The organism is Streptomyces sp. V3I7 (assembly GCF_030817495.1).
Classification (GTDB): domain Bacteria; phylum Actinomycetota; class Actinomycetes; order Streptomycetales; family Streptomycetaceae; genus Streptomyces.
In genome coordinates, this window is sequence record NZ_JAUSZK010000001.1 from 415180 (window position 1) to 435221 (window position 20042).

The 20042-nt window shown below is 72.0% G+C and carries 16 protein-coding genes and 1 pseudogene; 9 read left to right on the forward strand and 8 right to left on the reverse strand.

The window, feature by feature from the left end; translation table 11 throughout:
* Nucleotides 1-85: 85 nt before the first annotated feature.
* From QFZ74_RS01965 to QFZ74_RS01975, 3 genes are read right to left on the reverse strand one after another with little or no spacing between them, the layout of a single operon-like run.
* Entirely contained in the window at nt 86-2263 is a 2178-nt protein-coding gene (locus QFZ74_RS01965; protein ID WP_307619037.1) for a xanthine dehydrogenase family protein molybdopterin-binding subunit, read from the reverse strand.
* Entirely contained in the window at nt 2260-3246 is a 987-nt protein-coding gene (locus tag QFZ74_RS01970) for a xanthine dehydrogenase family protein subunit M (RefSeq protein WP_307619038.1), read from the reverse strand. The genes QFZ74_RS01965 and QFZ74_RS01970 overlap by 4 nt, the downstream gene beginning before the upstream one ends.
* 3 nt (nt 3247-3249) lie before the next feature.
* Nucleotides 3250-3774 (reverse strand): (2Fe-2S)-binding protein, encoded by a 525-nt coding sequence (locus QFZ74_RS01975; RefSeq protein ID WP_307619039.1) that lies wholly within the window; start codon nt 3772-3774, stop codon nt 3250-3252.
* A gap of 204 nt (nt 3775-3978) precedes the next feature.
* On the opposite strand from QFZ74_RS01975, the gene QFZ74_RS01980 reads away from it, so the two are divergent.
* Both QFZ74_RS01980 and QFZ74_RS01985 read left to right on the forward strand, forming a co-directional pair.
* Nucleotides 3979-4455, forward strand: a complete 477-nt coding sequence (locus tag QFZ74_RS01980) for a MarR family winged helix-turn-helix transcriptional regulator (protein WP_307619040.1) — start codon at nt 3979-3981, stop codon at nt 4453-4455.
* A 64-nt stretch (nt 4456-4519) separates the two neighbouring features.
* Nucleotides 4520-5767: pseudogene (locus QFZ74_RS01985) on the forward strand (MFS transporter); the annotation flags it as partial.
* On the opposite strand, the gene QFZ74_RS01990 reads toward QFZ74_RS01985, so the two are convergent.
* Nucleotides 5736-7247 (reverse strand): aminotransferase class V-fold PLP-dependent enzyme, encoded by a 1512-nt coding sequence (locus QFZ74_RS01990; RefSeq protein WP_307619041.1) that lies wholly within the window; start codon nt 7245-7247, stop codon nt 5736-5738. The pseudogene QFZ74_RS01985 and the gene QFZ74_RS01990 sit on opposite strands and share 32 nt — an antisense overlap.
* 170 nt (nt 7248-7417) lie before the next feature.
* Here QFZ74_RS01990 and QFZ74_RS01995 point away from each other — a divergent pair, with 170 nt between their 5' ends.
* The 4 genes from QFZ74_RS01995 to QFZ74_RS02010 all read left to right on the forward strand — a co-directional run bounded on the left by QFZ74_RS01995 (nt 7418) and on the right by QFZ74_RS02010 (nt 11318).
* The gene (locus tag QFZ74_RS01995) at nt 7418-7906 is read left to right on the forward strand and encodes an Lrp/AsnC family transcriptional regulator (RefSeq protein ID WP_307619042.1); all 489 of its coding nucleotides are present in this window, start codon (nt 7418-7420) and stop codon (nt 7904-7906) included.
* A gap of 61 nt (nt 7907-7967) precedes the next feature.
* Nucleotides 7968-8489: a chloramphenicol phosphotransferase CPT gene (gene cpt / locus QFZ74_RS02000; RefSeq protein WP_307624019.1), complete on the forward strand. Its 522-nt coding sequence runs from the start codon at nt 7968-7970 to the stop codon at nt 8487-8489.
* A gap of 24 nt (nt 8490-8513) precedes the next feature.
* The gene (locus tag QFZ74_RS02005; protein ID WP_307619043.1) at nt 8514-9746 is read left to right on the forward strand and encodes a bifunctional class I SAM-dependent methyltransferase/NUDIX hydrolase; all 1233 of its coding nucleotides are present in this window, start codon (nt 8514-8516) and stop codon (nt 9744-9746) included.
* Nucleotides 9747-9839: 93 nt separating this feature from the next.
* A complete protein-coding gene (locus QFZ74_RS02010) occupies nt 9840-11318 on the forward strand; it encodes a glutamate-cysteine ligase family protein (RefSeq protein ID WP_307619044.1) in 1479 nt (492 codons plus the stop codon).
* A gap of 10 nt (nt 11319-11328) precedes the next feature.
* Here the strand turns inward: QFZ74_RS02010 and QFZ74_RS02015 are convergent, their stop codons facing one another.
* From QFZ74_RS02015 to QFZ74_RS02030, 4 genes are read right to left on the reverse strand one after another with little or no spacing between them, the layout of a single operon-like run.
* Nucleotides 11329-13323, reverse strand: a complete 1995-nt coding sequence (locus QFZ74_RS02015; RefSeq protein ID WP_307619045.1) for a glycogen debranching N-terminal domain-containing protein — start codon at nt 13321-13323, stop codon at nt 11329-11331.
* A 4-nt stretch (nt 13324-13327) separates the two neighbouring features.
* Entirely contained in the window at nt 13328-14668 is a 1341-nt protein-coding gene (locus tag QFZ74_RS02020; protein WP_307624020.1) for a trehalase family glycosidase, read from the reverse strand.
* A gap of 11 nt (nt 14669-14679) precedes the next feature.
* The gene (locus QFZ74_RS02025) at nt 14680-15489 is read right to left on the reverse strand and encodes a sugar phosphate isomerase/epimerase family protein (RefSeq protein ID WP_307619046.1); all 810 of its coding nucleotides are present in this window, start codon (nt 15487-15489) and stop codon (nt 14680-14682) included.
* A 12-nt stretch (nt 15490-15501) separates the two neighbouring features.
* Nucleotides 15502-16548 carry a zinc-binding alcohol dehydrogenase gene (locus QFZ74_RS02030; RefSeq protein WP_307619047.1) on the reverse strand — a complete coding sequence of 349 codons (1047 nt, stop codon included), beginning with the start codon at nt 16546-16548 and terminating at the stop codon, nt 15502-15504.
* A gap of 124 nt (nt 16549-16672) precedes the next feature.
* On the opposite strand from QFZ74_RS02030, the gene QFZ74_RS02035 reads away from it, so the two are divergent.
* Genes QFZ74_RS02035 through QFZ74_RS02045 form a run of 3 tightly spaced genes read left to right on the forward strand, consistent with a single transcriptional unit; the run spans nt 16673 to nt 19993 of the window.
* A complete protein-coding gene (locus QFZ74_RS02035; RefSeq protein ID WP_307619048.1) occupies nt 16673-18076 on the forward strand; it encodes an ABC transporter substrate-binding protein in 1404 nt (467 codons plus the stop codon).
* Between the two features lie 31 nt (nt 18077-18107).
* Entirely contained in the window at nt 18108-19127 is a 1020-nt protein-coding gene (locus QFZ74_RS02040) for a carbohydrate ABC transporter permease (protein WP_307619049.1), read from the forward strand.
* Nucleotides 19127-19993: a carbohydrate ABC transporter permease gene (locus QFZ74_RS02045; protein ID WP_307619050.1), complete on the forward strand. Its 867-nt coding sequence runs from the start codon at nt 19127-19129 to the stop codon at nt 19991-19993. Before QFZ74_RS02040 ends, QFZ74_RS02045 begins: the two co-directional genes overlap by 1 nt.
* The last annotated feature ends 49 nt before the right edge of the window (nt 19994-20042 follow it).

Here is a 20042-nt window from a genome sequence, read left to right on the forward strand (position 1 = left end):
CATTAGGTTTAATTTTCAACTTCACGCCGAGCGTACTCGACGCGTGAAAGTTCAATCAAATGTGCCTGGCAGGTGCCACGGCGGTTCAGATCAGCTTCTCCGGGGTGATGGGCAGGTCGCGCATCCGTTTGCCGGTGGCGTGGTAGACGGCGTTGGCGATGGCCGGGGCCACCCCGATCGTCGCGATCTCGGCGATGCCCTTCACGCCGAGCGGGTTGACGTTCGGGTCCGCCTCCTCCTCGACGAAGAACGGGTCCAGCTCGCGGATGTCCGCGTTCACGGGGACGAGGTAGTCCGCCAGGGTGGCGTTGACCACATGGCCGTCGCGGTGGTCGAGCACGGTGTGTTCCAGCAGGGCCATGCCGATCCCCATGACGACGCCGCCGAGGGCCTGGCTGCGCGCCGTCTTGGGGTTGACGATCCGCCCGCCGCCGATCGCGCTGACCACGCGGGGCACGCGGACCAGGCCCAGTTCCGGGTCGACCGAGACCTCGGCAAAGACGGCGCCGTAGGTGTGCATCGAGTACTGGTTGTTCTGCGGTCCTGGCCGGTAGTCCGACTCGGCCTCGACCGCGTGCCCCAACCGCCCCATGACGTCCACGAGATCGGCGTGGCTGCCCGTCTCCCCCGCCTCGTCCAGGGCGCGGCGCCTCGCCTCGGCGCACGCGGCGTACACGGCCGAGCCGACGGCGCCCATGGTGGCCGAGCCGCCGTGCGGAGGCGCCTTGGGCATGTTGGCGTCGCCCAGCTCGAAGCGGACGCGGTCGAGGGTCAACCCCAGTGTCTCGGCGGCGACTTGAGTCATCGACGTGTAGGTGCCGGGGCCCATGTCGCTGGTCGCGGAGGTCACCAGGGCCGTGCCGTCGGGGTGGAGGACGGCACGGGCGTGGGCGGGGAAGTTGTAGACGGGGTAGGTCGCCGAGGAGCATCCGTAGCCGATCAGGCGTCCTTCGGCGTCGTGCATCGAGCCGATGCGCGGGTCGCGCTTGTGCCAGCCGAAGCGCTCGGCCCCGGCGATGAGGCACTGGCGCAGGGTGCGGCTGGAGAACGGCAGGTCGCGGTCCATGTCGCGGTCGGTGTCGTTGCGCAGCCGCAGCTCGACCGGGTCCATGCCCAGGGCCTCGGCGAGTTCGTCGAGGGCGGACTCCAGGGCGAAGATGCCGCTGTCCTCGCCCGGGGCCCGCATGGAGCACGGGGTGTTGACGTTCATCCCGGCCAGGCGGTAGCGCGTGGCGACGTTCGGGCACCGGTAGAGGAACCGGGTCGAGCCGAGGAGGTTCTCGGCGTACTGCTCGTAGCGCGAGGTCTCGGCCGTGCCGTCGTGGCGGATGGCGGTGAGGTTGCCGTCGCGGTCGGCGCCGAGTCGGACCCGCTGCTCGGTGCAGGGGCGGAAGCCGGTGAGCGGCCACATCTGGCGCCGGGTCAGCACCACCTTGACCGGACGGCCGACGCCGCGTGCCGCCATCGCCGCGAGCACGGTGTACGACCAGACCCGGAGCGCCGAGCCGAAGGCGCCGCCGACGAAGGGCGAGACGACCTCGACGTCCTCGGGCGGGATCCCGAAGACCCCGGCGAGATCGGCGCGGGTGTTGCTGACCCACTGGGTCTTGGTCCACACGGTGAGCGAGCCGCCGTCCCAGGCCGCCGTCGTGGCGTGCGGCTCGATGGGGTTGTGGTCCTCGCGCGGGATCAGGTACGTGGAGTCGACCGTGGCCGCGGCGGTGCGCAGGGCGGCGTCGGGGTCGCCCCGCAGGGTCTCGCCGGGCATGCCGGCCTGCACGTTGCCCGGCCCCGGCGGGACGGCGTGCGCGGCGGCGGCGTCGAAGGACGTGACCGCCGGCTCCTCGTCGTAGGAGGCGCGTACGAGTGTGGCGGCGTACGTCGCGGTCTCGAAGGTCTCGGCGACGACGAGGGCGACGGCCTGGCCGTGGAAGTGGATCCGGTCGTCCTGGAACACATGGATGGGCTCGCCGTCCTGGGGATCGACGAGCTCTCGGCTGATGCGGTACGGCAGCCGGGGCGCGTTGAACGGGGTCAGCACCGTCAGGACGCCGGGAGCGGCCTCGGCCGCGGCGGTGTCGACGGCGGTGAGGCGGCCGTTCGGGACCGAGGACCCCACGACGACGCCGTACGCGAGTCCGGGTCCTGGGCGGAAGTCGGCGGTGTAGGTGGCCTCGCCGGTGACCTTCGCGGGGCCTTCCACACGGCTGACGGCCTTGCCGATGTAGGCCGTGGACGTGGTGGGGGTGACGGTCGTGGTCATGCCCGGCCTCCGACGACGCTCAGCGCACGGACCAGCGTGCGCTTCATGAGTTCCGGCTTGAGCCGGTTGCCCTCCCGGGTGACGGCACCCTCGGTCGCGTACCGCGCCGCGTCCCGGTACGTCTCCTCGCCGGCGGGCCGGCCGATGAGCGCCTCCTCGACGAGGGGCATGCGCCAGGGCTTGGTGCCGACGCCGCCCATGGCCACGCCCGCCGAACGGATCACCCCGTCGGCGATGTCCAGGCCCACGGCCGCGGAGGTGAGCGCGAACTCGAAGGACGTCCGGTCGCGCACCTTGAGGTAGGTGGAGTTGCGGGCGGCCGGTGACGGGGGCACGACCACCGCCGTGATCAACTCCCCCGGTTCCAGGACCGTTTCGATCTGCGGGGTGTCACCGGGCAGGCGGTACAGGTCTTCCAGGGCGATGACCCGGTCGCCACCCGGTCCGCGTACGTGGACCTGCGCGCCCACCGCCACGAGGGCCACCGCCACGTCGGACGCGTTGGTGGCGATGCAGTGGGGGGAGGTGCCCAGCACGGCGAGCGTCCGGTTGGCGCCGTCCATCGCGGCGCAACCGGCGCCGGGACGGCGCTTGTTGCAGGCGTGGACGCCGGGATCGCGGAAGTAGGGGCAGCGTGTGCGCTGGAGGAGGTTGCCGCCGATGGTGGCCATGTTGCGCACCTGACCGGAGGCCGACAGCAACAGCGCCTCGGCGATCACGGGGAAGACCGCGGCGACGTCCGGATCGTCGGCGATGTCGCTCATCCTGGCGGCGCCGCCGAGGCGCAGCGCCTGGTCGGGGGTGACCTCGATGCGGGCGTCGAGCAGTCCGTCGAGCGCCACCAGGTGGTCCGGATGCAGGATCTCGTCGGTCAGCAGCTGCATCATGTCCGTGCCGCCGGCGATGTACGCGGCGGAGTCGGCGGATCCCAGGCGGGTGGCCTCGGAGACGTCGCGCGGACGTTCCAGTGTGAAGGGGTACATCGCTCAGGCCCCCGTCCGTGTCCGGGCGACGGGCTCGGGATCCCGCGAGGTTCCGGCCACCTGGGCGATGGCGGCCACGATGTTGGAGTAGGCGCCGCAGCGGCACAGGTTGCCGCTCATGAACTCCCGGATCTCGTCGGCCGATCCGGTGTGTCCCTCCCGCAGCAGGCCGGCGGCGGACATGATCTGCCCGGCCGTGCAGTACCCGCACTGGAAGCCGTCGTGGTCGATGAACGCCTGCTGGAGCGGGTGCAGTTCATCCTCGCCGCCGGGGGCGATACCCTCGATGGTGTTGATCTCCTTGCCGTCGTACAGCGCGGCCAGGGCCAGGCACGAGTTGATCCTGCGCCCGTCGGCGAGCACGGTGCACGCCCCGCACATGCCGAGTCCGCAGCCCTTCTTCGTGCCGGTCAGCCCGAGATGGTCCCGGAGGGCTTCCAGCAGGGTCGTACGACTGTCCAGGCCCGGCAGTTCGTGGCGTTCACCGTTCACCTGCAAGGTGACGTCGACTGTGGGGGTCGCGGTCATCGAGGCTCCTCACCGGGCATCCCGCCCCGCCCGCTCCGGGCCAGGGGCTCTCACCCGCGGGGACGCGGGGATGCAAGCACCGCTCCCCAGTATCGGCAGGGGATCACCGGGGCGCCATCGGAGCGGTTCGGCGGAGCGTCGTGCGATCGAGGTATTGATTCACGGTACACGTAACTGCATCATAGGCTTATGCATAAGCGGGTTATGGAATCTGACTCCGGGGCCGCGCCCACCGGCACACCGGGCGCGTCCGCGGACGAGCTGATGATCGCCGTGGAGCGGATGGTCCGGTACGTGCGCCAGAGCGCCACGGCCGGCGGTCTGAGCACCGCGGCCTCCTCCGCCCTCGGGCGCCTGGGCCGCGAAGGACCGCAGCGGCTGACCGAACTGGCCCGGGCCGAGAGCGCCACGCAGCCGAACATGACCCAGCTCGTCACGCGCATGGAGCGCGCCGGACTGGTGCGGCGCACGGCGGACCACACCGACGGCCGGGGCGTGCTGGTGGAGGCCACCGAGACCGGTCTCGAGGTGTTCAGGCAGCGACGCGCCGAGCGTTCCGAGGCGCTGGAGCGGCTCGTCGAGGAGCTGACCGAGCCGGAGCAGGAGGCGGTGCGGATCGCGCTGCCCGCGCTGGCCCGGGCCATCGAGGAGCGGCAAGCCCGTCAGTCCGCCCGCAGCTGAACCAGCCCCGCGCGCACCCCTCAACCGGCTCCTCCCCCTTCTCACTTGATCTCGATGGAGAGACATGCACACGACTGAATCGCAAGGAAAGGCCGCCAGCCCCTTCCGGCAGCCCAAGGCCGTCTGGGCCGTGGCGTTCGCCTGCGTGATCTCGTTCATGGGCATCGGACTGGTCGATCCGATCCTGCCCGCCCTGGCGACGAGCCTGCACGCCACGCCCAGTCAGGTCTCCCTGCTCTTCAGCAGCTACCTGATCGTGACCGCGGTGGCCATGCTGATCGTCGGCTGGGTCTCCAGCCGTTTCGGGGCCAAGCGCACACTGGTGATCGGCCTCGCGATCATCGTGGTCTTCGCCGCCCTGGCCGGAACCACCGACTCCATCAACGGCATCGTCGGCTTCCGCGCCGGATGGGGCCTGGGCAACGCCCTGTTCATCGCCACGTCGCTGGCCGTCATCGTCGCCTCGGCCAGCGGCGGCTTCGGCGGCGCGATCATCCTGTACGAGACCGCCCTCGGCCTCGGCATCGCCGTCGGCCCGCTGCTGGGCGGCGAGTTGGGCGCGATCAGCTGGCGCGGCCCGTTCTACGGGGTCGCCGTACTGATGGCGATAGCCCTGGCCGCGACCGTGGCCTTCGTCCCCTCCCTGCCCAAGCCCGCACGCCCCACCTCACCGCTCGCCCCGCTCCGGGCGCTGCGCCACCGCGGTCTGCTGACCATGGGCCTCATGGCGCTGCTGTACAACTGGGGCTTCTTCACCATGCTCGGCTACGCGCCGTACCCGATGGAGCTGGACGCCCATCGGCTCGGCCTGGTCTTCACGGGCTGGGGCCTGCTGGTGGCCCTGTTCAGCGTCTTCTTCGCCCCGCGCCTCCAGGCACGCTTCGGCACCGCGCCCGTGCTGTACGCCAACCTGTTCGGCCTGAGCGTCGTGATGGCGCTGATAGCCGCCGGCGTCGACGACCCGACCGTGGTGATCGTGGCGGTGATCGTCAGCGGCGCGTTCATCGGCATCAACAACACGCTGACCACGCAGGCCGTCATGCTCGTCGCCCCCGTCGAGCGCCCGGTGGCCTCCTCGGCGTACGGCTTCCTGCGCTTCATCGGCGGCGGCCTCGCCCCGTACGCCGCGGGAAAGATCGCCGACGCCACCGATCTGAGCGTCCCGTTCTACGTCGGCGCGGCGACGTTCCTGCTGGCCATCCCCGTACTGGCCAGCGGCCACCGGCTGCTGCGCCGGGCCGAGTCCGGCACCGGCGACAGCGAGCCCGTGGCGTCGTCGCTCACCCCTGTGGGCAGCCCTGCCGAGCCGGACGCGGTGCGCTGAGCGCCCCCACCGCCGCGGAGGCCGCCCGCTCCTCGGAGACGATGCGGGCGGTCTCCGCGGTGATGATCTCCAGCGCCTCGGCGATCAGGTCCCGGTGGGTGCGGTGGGACACGACGCACACGCGCAGGGTGAAGCGTCCGTCGACGACCGTGCTGGAGAGCACGAACCGCCGGTGGGCGTTGATCCGGTCCAGCAGCCGCCGGCTCGCCGCGTCGGCCCGCTCGATGGCGACGGGGTCACCGTCCGCCGGACGGATCCGGAAGACCACGGTCGACAGGTCGGGAGTCAGCGGGACCTCCAGCTCCGGGACGGCCGACAGGGTCGCGTGGACGTGCTCGGCGAGGTCGAGCTTCTCGTCGAGGGCGTCGCGGAAGGCGTCCGTGCCGAGCAGGTGCAGCGGCAGCCAGGCGCGCAGGCCGCGGATCTCGTGCGTCAACTCGGGCCCCAGATAAGCCGAGTCGGGCACGCCGCCGGGGGTGGCGGTGTCCTGGAGATAGCTGCCGGTGCCGTCGTGCGCGGCGCGCAGCGCGGCGAGGTCCCGGACCACGAGGGCGCCGGTGCCGAAGGGCAGGAACAGGGTCTTGTGCGGGTCCAGGGTGACGGAGTCGGCCTCTTCGAGACCGGTGAGGCGGTCCCGGCCGCGTGCGGTGAGGCGGAAGAACCCGCCGTAGGCGGCGTCGACGTGGAACCACAGGTCCTCGCGCCGAGTCAGCTCCGCCAGCCGCGGCAGCGGGTCGACGGTCCCGGTGTCGGTGGTGCCGGCGTTGGCCACCAGCAGGAACGGCCGCAGCCCGGCCTCCCGGTCGGCGCGGATCATCGCGGCCGCGGCCTCAAGGTCCATGCGCAGATCCGTGGTGTGCGGTACGACGCGGATGTGCGCCGCGCGGATCCCGGCGAGGCGGGCGGCCTTGGCGACGGAGTGGTGGGCGAAGGCCGTGGTGTACACGGTGCCCGGGGCGAGGTCCTCACCGAGCCGTTGGTGGCGGGCGGCGACGGTCGCGGAGAACGTGGCCAGCGAACCCCCGCTGGTCAGCAGGCCGCCGCTGCCCTCGGGCAGCCCGCACACCTGCGTCGCGATCCAGCGGATCACACTCTCCTCCAACGCGGCGAACGCCGGGGACACCGCCGCGATGCCGCCGTAGCGGTTGGTCGCGCGGTTGTAGAACTCGGCGAGCGCGGCCGTGTACATGCCGCTGCCCGGGATGTACGCGAGATGGCCGGGCCCCGCCGCCTCCAGGGCGCAATCGGCGCCCTCGTCCAGCCGCTCCAGCAGGCGTTTCAGGTCACCGCCCTGCCGGGGCGGCGGCGCCAGGAAGGACTCCACGAGCTCGGCCGTGGCCTGCGCGGACAGGGGGTTGGTCGCGGGCTGGGACGGAAGCCGGTCGACGCGGTCGACGATCCGGCCGAGGACGAGACTCCCCATCTCGGTCATCGTGGCGCGGTCGGGTTCCAGGGGGAAGTCGGGCATGAGGCCATCCGGGAGTCGGCGGGTTGCGGACGGGCGCCGGCCCGGCGCGCGTCCGGGTCGGTCAGGTGACCATGATGCGCCGCGGATCGCGGAATGCGGTGGCGTGAGCCGCGCGCTGACCGCCCACTCGCGCAGGATCGTGCGGCGGATCCGCCGTTACGCTGCATTTCATGCCACGCCCCCTGTACGACCGCATCGACCGGGCGATCCTGGACCACCTCCAGCGCCACGGCCGTACCCCCAACGTCGACCTCGCCGAGGCCGTCCACCTGTCCCCCACGTCCTGCCTGCGCCGTACCAAGGCCCTGGAGGCCGACGGGGTGCTCGCGGGCTACCGCGCCGACCTGGACCGCGAGCGCCTCGGGCTCGCGCTGACGGTGTTCCTGTCCCTGAAGGTCGAGCACTCCCCGACGACGTCGCAGGTGGTCGAGGCCGCGCTGAAGGAGATCGAGCACGTGGTCTCCTGCCATGTGGTCTCCGGCGACGCCGACTTCTTCGTCGAACTCGCCGTCCCCGATCTGCGGACCTTCGAGCAGGTGCTCACCGACCAGATCCTGGCCATCGGCCCGGTCCGTGACGCCCGCAGCACCTTCTGCATCCGTTCCGTCATCGACCGCGGCCCCCTGCCGCTCACCTCCTGGCGCGCCCCGCACGCCTGAGGGGCAGAATCCGGTTGGGGCCGTGGGGGCGGTGGCCTACTGTGGCGCGGTGAAGACTCGGATGATCATTCTCAACGGCGGTTCCAGCTCGGGGAAGTCGGGGATCGTACGCTGCCTCCAGGCCGAACTGCCCGAATCCTGGCTGACGTTCGGGTGCGACTCGTTCGTCGACGCCCTGCCCGCGAGGATGCGGGCGGACGACGCCGGGATCGTGATCGGGGACGACGGCGGAGTGAGCGTCGGCGAGGACTTCCGCACGCTGGAGGCCGCCTGGACCGAGGGCGTCGCGACGATGGCCCGCGCGGGCGCCCGGATCATCATCGACGACGTCTTCCTCGGCGGAGCGGCCTCGCAACAGCGCTGGCGGAAGGCCCTCGACGGGGTCGACACACTGTGGGTCGGCGTCAGGTGCGCCGGCGCGGTCGCCGCCGGCCGGGAGATCGCACGGGGCGACCGGGCCCCGGGGATGGCGGCCCGGCAGGCGGACATGGTGCACGAGGGCGTCGTCTACGACCTGGAAGTCGACACGACGCGCACCGAGTCCGTGGAGTGCGCGCGCATCATCGCCGCCCACGTGAGGTAGGAGACGCATCGAGACGGCGCGAGCATGACGAGGGGGTACGGGGTGGAGCGGTCCCGGACGCGGACGGACGGCGCGGCAGGCGCCGAGGAGGTCGACGCGGGGGTCTGGCAGGCGTACGGCCTCCATCACATCCGGCGCGGCACCCGCCTCGGCGAGGTCGACCGGATCGCCTGGGGACCCTCGGGGACCGGGCCCGGTGACGAGGTCCTCGGAGACGTGACCGGGCTGCGCGTCCTGGACCTGGGCTGCGGGACGGGCCGCCATGCCGCGCATCTCGCGCGCTCCTACGGCGCGACGGTGGACGCGGTCGACGCCTCGGCGAGCCAGATCGAGCGCGCCCGGACCCGCTACCCGGACGTGCCCGGACTGCGCCTGGTGCACGCGGACGCGGTCGAGCACCTGCGCGGCTCCGCTCCGTACGACGTGATCTACTCCCTCACCGCCCTCCCCTACCTGGACCCGCACCGGCTGCTGCCCGCCCTCGCCGCGGCTCTCCGGCCCGGGGGCCGCCTGTGCTTCACCGTGCTGCACACCAACTCCCATGGCGACGGCCCCGGTTCGGCGGTCGTCCCCCGTCCGGAGACCCTCTTGCCGGCGGGCGGCGGTGAGGCGACCGTGCGGATGTGGGTGCTGGCCCAGGAGGTGTGGGAGGACCTGCTCGTGCGGTACGGGCTTCGGGTGGACGCCGCCACCGTGCTGCACGCGCCCGAGGAGCACCATCGCGCCTCCTACCTGCTCTTCCAGGCCCATCGGCCGGCCCGGATCACCTCCCGTCCCCGCACCCCGAAGCCACCCGTCCCCCAGGCGGCGGCCGGGGTCGGCGCGGTGGTGTACGGGCCGCGTGGCCTGCTGCTGGGCCGCCACCGCTTCGGCACGACCGAGCTGCCCGGGGGAACGGTGGAGCCGGGCGAGTCGCTCCAGGAGACGGTCGTACGCGAACTGGCCGAGGAGACCGGACTGTCCGCCGACCCCGGTGACGTACGCATGCTGGGCACGCTCGTCGACCGGGTCGGCGACGTCGTCCGCATCACCTTCGGCGCGCTCGTCACCGCATGGGACGGCGAACCGGCCGACCAGCCGGACGAGAGCGTGGGCGACTGGCGCTGGTATCCCCTGAGCGCCCTGCCGCCGGGGCTCTTCGAGTGCAGCGCCCAGATCCTCACCGCCTGGCGCCCCGACCTGCCGATCGACCACCCGCCCGCCCACTTCGTCCCGTTCGCCGACCCGGCCGGCGCCGTCCCTCCCGACCGGGCCTGAACCCGGCGCGCCCGTCTCGCGTGGTCGCCGTCCCCCGGTGATGCGACGCTGGGGGGTGCAAGGGTGTCCGAGGTGGGGAAGCCGGGAGGGCCGATGGGACGGGACGTCCCGGCGCGTGTCTTCACCCGCGAGGACCGCCGCCGGTACCGGATCAAGATGCAGGAGTGTCTCGACGCGTTCGCGCAGATGCTGCGCGAGTCACGGTTCGAGTCCGACGGGACCCACGTGGGCCTGGAGATCGAGCTGAACCTGGTCGACGACCGGGCGGAGCCGGCGATGCGCAACCTCGACGCGCTGGAGGCCATCGCGGACCCGTCCTGGTCGACCGAGCTGGGCCGCTTCAACCTGGAGATCAACATCCCGCCCCGGCGGCTGACCGAGGGCGGTCCCGACGACTGGGAGGCCGAGATCCGCTCCGCGCTGAACCACGCGGACGAGCGCGCCCGGTCGGTCGGTGCCCATCTGATCATGATCGGCGTCCTTCCCACGCTGCGGCAAGGGGACGTGAGCGAGGCGGCGCTGTCGGAGAACCCGCGCTACCGGCTGCTCAACGACCAGGTCTTCGCGGCGCGTGGCGAGGACCTGCGCATCGAGGTGGACGGCGTGGACCGGCTGCGCACCTACGCCGACACCATCACCCCCGAGGCGGCCTGCACCAGCACCCAGTTCCACCTCCAGGTGTCCCCGGAGGAGTTCGCCCCGTACTGGAACGCGGCGCAGGCCGTCGCCGGCGTCCAGGTCGCGCTGGCGGCCAACTCCCCGTTCCTGCTGGGCAAGGAGCTGTGGCACGAGACCCGTATCCCGCTGTTCGAGCAGGCCACCGACACCCGTCCGCAGGAGATCAAGGAGCAGGGGGTACGCCCCCGGGTGTGGTTCGGCGAGCGGTGGATCACCAGCGTCTTCGACCTCTTCGAGGAGAACCTGCGGTACTTCCCGGCCCTCCTTCCGCTGTGCGACGAGCAGGACCCGGCGGAGACCCTGGACCGCGGCGACGTCCCCGAACTGGGCGAACTCACCCTGCACAACGGCACCATCTACCGCTGGAACCGCCCGGTGTACGCCGTCGCCCACGACCGGCCGCACCTCAGGGTGGAGAACCGCGTGCTGCCCGCCGGCCCGACCGTCGCCGACACGCTCGCCAACGGCGCCTTCTACTACGGGCTCACCCGCGCCCTCGTGGAGGAGGACCGCCCGGTGTGGTCACGTATGTCCTTCGCCGCCGCCGAGGACAACCTGCACGCGGCCGCCCGCCACGGCATGGAGGCGCGCCAGTACTGGCCCGGCGTCGGCGAGGTGCCGGTGGTCGAACTCGTCCTGCGCCGCCTGCTGCCGCTGGCGCACCGGGGCCTGGAGCTCTCCGGCATGGACGACGCCTGGCGCGAACCCCTGCTCGGCATCATCGAGCAGCGCTGCGCCACCGCCCGTAACGGGGCCGTGTGGCAGAAGGAGATGTTCCACCACATCGACGCCCACAGTCACGCCGGCCGCCACGAGTCCCTGCGGCGCATGACGCAGCAGTACATCGACTACATGCACCTCAACGCACCCGTGCACACGTGGCCGGTGGACTGACCCGGCGGGGTCACCCCCTCAGCGCCGTCAGCAGTGCCAGCGGGGTGGCCGCGGCCCACGCCTGCGGGGAGCAGGAGTGGGGGTAGGGCACCGGCGCCGGGTGGTCGTCGCGGCCGTAGCCGGCCAGCACCTCGGGCAGCCGCCAGTCGTGGAGCGCCGCCGCCTCCACCAGGCCGCGGGCCACGGTGAGCGCTTCCTCCGGCAGACCGTAGCGCGCGAGGCCGAGCACGATCACGGCGTTGTCGTGCGGCCAGATCGAGCCCCGGTGGTACGACAGCGGGTGGTACGGAGCCTGGCCCGCGGCGAGTGTCCTGATGCCCCAGCCGGAGAAGAAGTCCGGCTCGAGGAGCCTGCGGCCCACGGCCCGGCCGGCCTCCCGGTGAAGGATCCCGGACCACAGGAGGTGACCGGCGTCGGACGCGAGGGCGTCGACCTGGCGGCCCAGGCCGTCCAGGGCCAGCGCCGGGAACCCCGCGTCCGGCATCCAGAACTCCTCATGGAACCTGCTCCGCAGCTCCTGCGCCGCTTTCTCCAGGCGGTCGGCGAAGGAGGCGTCGTCCCAGACCTCGCGGGCGAGGCGAGCCGTGCGGAGCAGGGCGTCGTACGCGTACCCCTGTGCCTCGGCCACCGCGATCGGCCCCTGGGCGGGAGTGCCGTCCCGGAAGCAGACGGCGCCCGGGGAGTCCTTCCAGTTCTGGTTGACCAGGCCGCCCTGCTCGGCGTCGGAGGAGTACACCAGCCAGCCGTGCTCGTTCAGACCCCCGTCCCGGAACATCCACTCCACCGCCGCCCGGGCCTGCGGCTCCAGGCGCCGCGCGAGTCCCTCGTCGGCGGTGAGTTCGGCGTGGGCGTGCAGCAGGGTGAGGAAGAGCGGGGTGGCGTCGACGGTCCCGTAGTAACGGCCGTAGGGCACCTGGCGGAAGCGGGACAGTTCGCCGTGGCGGACCTCGTGGACGATCCGGCCGGGTTGTTCGAGGCGGTCGGGATCGTGGACGCGTCCCTGGTTCGCCGCGAGCGCGAGCAGCGTGGCGGCGGCCGGCTCCGGCTGGTAGGGCAGTGCGAAGAGTGAGGTGAGGAGCGAGTCCCGGCCGAAGAGGGTGAGGAACCACGGGATTCCGGCGGCGGGCACGCGCAGCGCCTCCCCGTCCGGGCCCGTGGCCGGAACCCGCAGCGCCGCGAGGTCGGCCAGCCCCTGCTCGCACGCGCGGGCCAGTTCGTCCCAGGTGGTGAGGTCGCCCGGGCTGAAGGCGGCCGGGGGCTGGGTGAACGTCCGTCGCTCGTGGGCGACTTGGGCCATCGCGTCCGCCGGGGTCATGAGGGGCCGGTGCGACGGTGCCGTGCCGTCTCCCGACGGCAGGGCGGACGCCCTCAGCAGGATCACCGCGCTGCCGTGCGGGGCGAGCGGCACGCGCCACCGGAGCGTGCGCGCCGTACCGGCGCCGGGCGCCTCGGCCACTGCGTCGGGAGCGGGCGAGGCGGTCACCACGGTCCGGGCGTGCCACTCGGGACCGCCGTCGGCCGCCTGCCGGCGGTAGTCGAACGCCGCACCGTCGGACAGGGTCTCGGCCGTGCGCTCCGCGCCGGGCTTGTCGTACGTGACGCGCTCGGACCGGAGCTCGAACTGGTCGGCGAAGTCCGCGTCCACCGTCAGTTCGATCACGGCGGTCGTCGGCACCGGACCGCCTGCGACCAGCCGGATGCGCTCCAGCAGCGACCGGTCCAGGACCGCCTGCTCGCGGAAGACGGTGCAGGGTGGGGGCTCGTCGCGGTCGGCGACCGGGGTGAGAACCGCGCGGAGCGGTCGGTCGGGACCCGGCTGCCCCGCCGCCACCAGTACCTGGAGCGGGGCGCCGTCCACGGTCAGGTGCCAGCGGCTGAGGTGGCGGGCGTCCCGGCAGAACAGCCCGTCCGGTGCGGCACCGCGCGTCCCGGTGATCTCCCCGAAGTCGCCGAGCACCGCGAACGCGCCGTCGTGGACGAGGAGATGACGTCCGGTGGTGTCCATGAGTTCAGTCCTCCCCGTCGTCGTTGAGCAGGTCGAGCGCGAGGGCGGCCGTCCAGCTGAAGTCGCGGATGCCCCGGCCCTCACCCGTGTGCGGCTCGACGTACTCCGCGAAGTCCGTGGCGAGGGCGGACGTCAGGAACGCGGCGGACAGCCGCTTCGCCTCGTCGTACCTCCCGGCCGCGCGAAGGCCGCGGTGGATGAGCCAGGCCATGTTGAACCAGCTGGGTCCCCGCCAGTAGCGGCTGCCGTCGAAGTGGGGCCCGAGCAGGTCGTAGCTGGGCACCAGATGGACGCGCCCCAGCCCGAAGTGCGGGCCGCGTGCGGTGTGCATCAGCGCCTCGCGCACCTCGGCAGGCAGGCCGGGAACGATCAGAGGCACCAGGCCGGACACCGTGCGGTCGGCGAGGAGCCGGTCTGTGTGCAGGTCGCGGCAGAGGAAGAGGCCGGCGTCCGGGTCCCAGAGCCGCGCCACGAGCGCGCGGGTGGTCCGGTGGGCCCGCTCCAGGTGCCCGGCGGGGTCGCCGCCCGCTTCCTGCGCGATCCGTGCCAGCGCGTGCTCGGAGGCGATGAGCAGCGCGTTGAAACAGGGGTCCTCGACGGCGAACGCGTGCGGGGTGCGGCTGTCGTCGTAGGCGTGAGCGCGATAGGTGCCGGCCAGCCGCACGTACCGCCCGTAGTCCAGATCGGTGGGCCGGTCGGCGGCGGGACTGTGGTCCAGGTCGGCGCGGCGGAAGGAGTCGAGGGGCGCGGGATCGATGCGCCGCAGCGGCTCGTCCCAGCTCGGGCTGTTGTCCAGGCCCGGCTCCCAGGGGTGGACGGCGGCGGCGAGGCCGCCCCGGCCGAGATCACGTCGGGCCGTCAGATAGTGGTGCCAGGCGGCGAGTCGGGGGTATGCGCGCGCGAGGAAGCCGCGGCGCCGCGACTCGGCGGGGTCCGCCCGGTGCACCAGCCACGCGGCGAGTGCGTGGACCGGCGGCTGGACGATGCCGGAGGTCTCGGTGCCGCGCGGCGCGCCGGCCGGCCGGCCCGCCTCGGAGGAGCGCCAGAAGTCCGGTCCGGGGAAGTAGGCCCCGGCCGGGACCGCCGGGTTGAAGACGATGTGCGGGATCCGCCCGTCGCCCCACTGCGCCCCCAGCAGGTGCTCCAGTTCCCGCTGGGCCCGGCGCGGCGAGAGGTGGCGCAGGCCGATGGCGACGAACGCCGAGTCCCAGCTCCACTGGTGCGGATAGAGGGAGCGGGAGGGCACGGTCGAGGCGCCCGTCCAGTTGCGCAGCAGGACGCGGGCGGCGGCGCGGCGCGGTGGCTCGGGGCTGTCGCCGCCGTGGTGCGCGGTACGGGTGTCCAGAAGAGCGGCTGTCACGCGGCCGCCCTTCGCAGGAAGGCGGGAACGGAGCGCACGGCGTCGACGGGGTCACCGGTGAGCCGACACTCGGCCGCGAGATACCCGTCATAGCCCGCCGCGTCGAGCGCGTGGAGCCAGGCCGGCCAGTCGAGGTGGCCCGCGCCGGGCTGGAACCGGTTGGAGTCGCTCACCTGCGCGTGGCCGATCAGCGGCGCCACCGCGAGGATCGCGGCCGCCGGATCGCTCTCCTCGATGTTCATGTGGTAGCTGTCGATGCCGATCCGCACCGAGTCCAGGCCCACCGTGCGGATCAACTCAGCAGCCTGGTCGAGGCGGTTGACCATATGGTCCTCGTAGCGGTTCAACGGCTCCAGGAACAGGGTCACGCCCTCGCGCTTCGCGTGCTCGCCCAGCTCCGTGAGCCCGGCGAGCAGCACCTCGCGGTCCGCTTCTTCCGAGCGGGGCGGTTCGAAGGGCGGCAGCCGGCGCGAGAACATGCCGTACGACGCCGGTGTCTGGGCGCCGAGGCCCCCGAGTTCGGCGATCACCGACAGCTGGGACTTCATCTGGGTGAGGGCGTCGCGCCGCTGCTCCTCGTCGAACGCGCCGAAGAAGTGCAGCATCTCGACGCACACCGTGGGCATGACGACGCCGTCGGCCAGCGCGCGTCGCAGTTCGGGCAGCCGGCGGTGGAGGTGGAGGTCGCCGCGGCCGCGCAGTTCGATCGCGTCGTAGCCGGCTGCCTGGGCGAACTCCCATTTCTCCTGGAGGGTTCGGCCGGGGAGCAGTTGTTCCTGACAGGCGATGCGCAAGGTGTGGGTCATGGTGCGGGCCTCTCAGAACTCCAGGACGATCTGGAGGGCGTCCCCGGGACGCTCGTCCAGCAGGGCGTAGGCGTCGGCGGCGTCGGCGGCCGGAACGACGTGGCTGACGAGCGACTTGACGTCCACCCGGCCGTCGGCGACCAGCTTCAGGAAGGTCTGCTGGAGCCGCTCCACGGTCCATCGTCCCGCCAACTGCGGGGGTACGCCGCCGATCTGGGAGCAGATCAGCTGCGCACGATTGTGGTGGAACTCGTCGCCGAGGCGCAGACCGCTGCCGTCGCCCTGGTAGAAGCCGGAGGCGACGACACGGCCGCCGACGGCGACGGAGCGCAGCGCCTCGTGCAGCGCCGGGTAGACCCCGCTGATCTCGATGGCCACGTCCGCGCCTCGTCCGCCGGTGGCCTCGCGGATCCGCTCCGCGACCGCGTCCGTACGGGCGTTGAGGCCGCGCACCGCGCCGTAGGCCTGCGCCGTGGCGAGGCGCCCGTCGAGGGCGTCGACGGCGGTGACGTCCGCTCCGCTGAGCTGGGCCAGCCTGGTGGTGAGGAGTCCGATGACGCCCTGCCCGAACACGGCCACGTCCTCGCCGAGATGGAGGTCGGCGGCCAGGACGGCGTTGAGGGCGATGGCGCCGACCCGGGCGAACGCGCCTGCCAGCGGCTCCAGTCCGGGGGACAGGGTGTGTCCGGTCATCCGCTCGGCGGGCACGATGCCCTCGCTGCGATGGCCCCAGATCCCCCACACCAGGTCGCCGGTGGCGGGGATTCCGGGTGTGCCGACGAGTTCGGGTGAGACCTCGGTGACCTCGCCGACCTCGGAGTAGCCCCAGCCGGCGACCGGGTATTCGATGCCGGCCGCGCCGTCGCGGAAGAGCCGCGCGTCCGGGTCCCAAGTGCGGGTCAGATAAGGGTTGGTGCCGCGGTACGCGGTGAGCTCGGTGCCGGCCGATACGCCCGAGTAGCGGGTCCGGACCCGCAGATGACCCGCGGGGAGCGGGGCGCTCTCGTGCTCGGCGACTTCGACTTGACGGGGGCCGGTGAACTGGACGACGCGTTCCACACGGGGCTCCGAGGGTTGGCTCTCGACGAATTACGCAGAAGATATCCCAGAGTTATGTCTTGTCAACAGACAAAAGAGCTGCTGTGATGCTGGCCAATCGAGCGTAAGTGGGTGAGGACGAGGCATGCCTCTGAGGTCTCTGCGGTCGAAGGCGACTGCGATCGGGCTCGCCGTGTCGCTGGGCGCCGGCCTGCTGTCCGGCTGCTCCGGCGACGCCATGGCGAAGCCCGACAACAAGATCACCGTGTGGTCACAGGAGAACCTGCCGGACCGGATGGCCACCACGCGCAGGATCGTCGACCGGTTCGAGAAGGACACCGGCATCGAGGTGAAGCTGGTCGGCGTCGACGAGGGGCAGCTCCCGCAGCTGATCATGTCCGCGGCCGCCGCGGGCGACCTCCCCGACGTCATCGGCGCCGCCCCCATGGGCCAGGTCTGGCAGATGTACACCAACGGCCTGCTCAACACCGACGTGACCACCCGGATCACCAGGAGCCTGGGCACCGGTACCTTCGACCGCAACGCCCTGGACCTCCTCTCCGACGGCCCGGACCGCATGCTCGGCGTCCCTTCCGACGCGTGGCTCCAACTCCTCGTCTATCGCAAGGACCTGCTCGACAAGGCGGGCCTGCCGGTCCCCGACACGTACGCCACGATGCGCGCCGCGGCCAAGGGGCTCGACACCGCGGGACGCGACGGCATCTCCGCCGCCACCGACCCCGGTGACGTCTTCACCCAGCAGAGCTTCGAGAACGTCGCGCTCGCCAACGACTGCCAACTCGTGGACGACGGCGGCAAGGTGACCCTGGACTCCCCGGCCTGTCGCACCGCCTTCAAGGAGTACGACACCCTCGCCCGCGGGTACGGCGCCCCGGGCACCCAGACCGTGGACTCCACCCGCGCCACGTACTTCTCCGGCAAGTCCTCGATGATCGTCTGGTCCTCCTTCCTCCTCGACGAGCTGGCAGGACTGCGCAAGGACGCGCTGCCCAGCTGCCCCGAGTGCAAGAAGGACCCCGAGTTCCTCTCCCGCAACAGCGGCATCGTGACCGCGATGAAGGGGCCGGACGCCACCGCACCCGCCCAGTTCGGCGAGATCACCTCCTGGACCGTGACCCGGACTGCCGAGACCGCCGCCTCCCGGAAGTTCATCACCTACATGATGGGCAAGGGGTACGAGGACTGGTTCGGCATGGCCCCCGAGGGCAAGATCCCCGTCCGCACGGGGACCGCCGCCGAGCCGCGGCGCTTCGTGGACGCCTGGCGCGGCAGCAGCATGGGCGTCGACAGCCGCAAGCCGATGAACCAGGTCTTCTCCGACGCGCTCCTCGGCCAACTCCTCGACGGCGTGGGCAAGATGCGGCGCTGGGGCATCGCCCAGGGCCAGGGCGCGCTCGTCGGAGCCACCAACGGCGAGCTGCCCGTCCCCAAGGCCGTCGGCGCCATGACCAGCGGTCAGGTCTCACCGCGGGAGGCCGCCCGCGAAGCCGCCGAAGAAGTCGCCGCCCTGCAGACGTCCCTGCAGTAGCGGGCCGTTCCCGCCCACGAGGTAGACACCCATGAGCACAGCACAGCACGGCGCGACGGAGCGCCGCCCCCGACCGCCCGCCGCATCCGAGCGAGGACGTGGCGAGAGCCCCCGACCGCTGACGGTCAGTGCCCGCGAGAACCGCGCCGGACTGGCCTTCGTCACCCCCACCTTCCTGGTGGTGCTGTTCGTGGTCGTCCTGCCGATCCTGTGGACGGTGCTGCTCGCCTTCCAGCGCGCGCGGCTCGTCGACATCCAGGGCATGGGCCTCTTCGGCAACTGGACCCTGGAGAACTTCGCCGGCGTCCTCGGCTCACCGGGCTTCTGGTCCAGCCTCGGCACCACGCTGCTCTACACCGTGGGCGCCACCGCAGGATCCATCGCCCTCGGCCTGGTCGCCGCCCTGGCCCTGCGCCGCCCGTTCCGCGGCCGGGGCCTGCTGCGCGGCTCGATGCTCCTGCCGTACGTGGCCCCGGTGGTGGCCGTGGCCTTCGTCTGGGAGGTCGCGCTCAGCCCGCAGTACGGCGTCGTCAACGAGTGGGGGCGCTCCCTGTTCGGCTGGGACGACCCGGTGGCCTTCCTCTCCACGCGCTCGTACGAAGTGGGCCTGTTCGGCCTGCACTTCGAGATCCCGCTGGCTCTGCTCACCGTCATCGCCTTCGAGATATGGCGGTACTTCCCGTTCGCCTTCCTCTTCCTGCTGGCCCGGCTCCAGGCCGTGCCGGCGGCGCTGGAGGAGGCGGCGGCCGTCGACGGCGCGACTCCCGTCCAGCGCTTCCGGCACATCCTGCTGCCCCAGCTCATGCCGGTGATCGCGCTGCTGTCGGTGCTGCGCTTCATCATGACGTTCAACAAGTTCGACGACGTGTATCTGCTCACCGGCGGCGGCTCCGGCACCGACGTCGTGGCCGTCCGCGTGTACGACTTCCTGACCTCGCGCTACGACGTCGGCGCGGCCGCCGCCCAGGCCCTCGTCCTCGCCGCGGTCCTCGTGGTCCTGCTGGGTCTCTACTTCAAGTTCTTCGCCAAGAAGGTGCAGGGGGAGGCGTGATGAGCCGCGCACAGTTCGAGGAGCGGCTCTTCGGAGCACTCCGCTGGGTCGTGATCGCCTTCCTCGCGCTGATCACCGTCGTGCCCTTCTACTACATGCTCCTTCTGTCGGTGAAGCCGATCGACGCGCTGCTGCTGGATCCCGGCAGCCTGTGGGTCTCGGCCAAGGACATCACCCTCGCCACGTACGAGGAGGTCCTGCGGCCGGCCGACGAGGGCGGTCAGGGCTTCCTCCGGATGCTGCTGAACTCCGCCGTCGTCTCGCTCGGCACGGTCCTGCTCACCCTTCTCGCCGCGGTGCCCGGCGCGTACGCCGCGAGCAGGCTGAGGTTCTTCGGCAGCCGGCACGTCAGCGCCCTGTTTCTGGCGGTCTACCTCTTCCCCGCGACGCTGCTGGCCGTCCCGCTGTTCGTGATGTTCGCCAAGCTGGGACTCCAGGGCAGCCTCGCGGGGCTGGCGATCGTCTACATCGCGCAGACGGTACCGGTGTCGATCTACATGCTGAAGAACTACTTCGCCACCATCCCGTACGGCATCGAGGAGGCGGCCGCCCTGGACGGCTGCTCGCGGCTGCAGACGGTCCGCAAGGTCGTCCTGCCGCTGGCCGCGCCCTCCCTGATGGCCACCGGCCTCTACATCTTCATGATCGCGTGGAACGAGTTCCTCTTCGCGCTGCTCTTCCTCGCCGCCGACCCCGACCGCTGGACCGTCTCCCTCGGCCTGCAGCAACTCGCCGGCGGCATCGAGGTGTCCAAGACGGTACTGATGGCCGGGTCGGTGGTGCTCACCGTCCCCGTGGTACTGCTGTTCTTCGCCGCCGAGCGCCTGCTCACCGAGGGACTGACCAGCGGCGCGGACAAGAGCTGAGACACCGGCCGCAGCGACGGGGGACGGCCGCCGCGGGAACGAGGGGAAC

Bases quoted from the DNA above. Each gene is read 5' to 3' on its own strand.
- QFZ74_RS01970 (WP_307619038.1), bottom strand. From the start codon at position 3,246: ATGTACCCCTTCACACTGGAACGTCCGCGCGACGTCTCCGAGGCCACC.
- QFZ74_RS02025 (WP_307619046.1), bottom strand. From the start codon at position 15,489: ATGACCCACACCTTGCGCATCGCCTGTCAGGAACAACTGCTCCCCGGC.
- QFZ74_RS01995 (WP_307619042.1), top strand. From the start codon at position 7,418: ATGCCACGCCCCCTGTACGACCGCATCGACCGGGCGATCCTGGACCAC.
- QFZ74_RS01975 (WP_307619039.1), bottom strand. From the start codon at position 3,774: ATGACCGCGACCCCCACAGTCGACGTCACCTTGCAGGTGAACGGTGAA.
- QFZ74_RS02035 (WP_307619048.1), top strand. From the start codon at position 16,673: ATGCCTCTGAGGTCTCTGCGGTCGAAGGCGACTGCGATCGGGCTCGCC.
- QFZ74_RS02045 (WP_307619050.1), top strand. From the start codon at position 19,127: ATGAGCCGCGCACAGTTCGAGGAGCGGCTCTTCGGAGCACTCCGCTGG.
- QFZ74_RS01965 (WP_307619037.1), bottom strand. From the start codon at position 2,263: ATGACCACGACCGTCACCCCCACCACGTCCACGGCCTACATCGGCAAG.
- QFZ74_RS02040 (WP_307619049.1), top strand. From the start codon at position 18,108: ATGAGCACAGCACAGCACGGCGCGACGGAGCGCCGCCCCCGACCGCCC.
- QFZ74_RS01980 (WP_307619040.1), top strand. From the start codon at position 3,979: ATGGAATCTGACTCCGGGGCCGCGCCCACCGGCACACCGGGCGCGTCC.
- QFZ74_RS02015 (WP_307619045.1), bottom strand. From the start codon at position 13,323: ATGGACACCACCGGACGTCATCTCCTCGTCCACGACGGCGCGTTCGCG.
- QFZ74_RS02010 (WP_307619044.1), top strand. From the start codon at position 9,840: ATGGGACGGGACGTCCCGGCGCGTGTCTTCACCCGCGAGGACCGCCGC.
- cpt (WP_307624019.1), top strand. From the start codon at position 7,968: ATGATCATTCTCAACGGCGGTTCCAGCTCGGGGAAGTCGGGGATCGTA.
- QFZ74_RS01990 (WP_307619041.1), bottom strand. From the start codon at position 7,247: ATGCCCGACTTCCCCCTGGAACCCGACCGCGCCACGATGACCGAGATG.
- QFZ74_RS02005 (WP_307619043.1), top strand. From the start codon at position 8,514: ATGACGAGGGGGTACGGGGTGGAGCGGTCCCGGACGCGGACGGACGGC.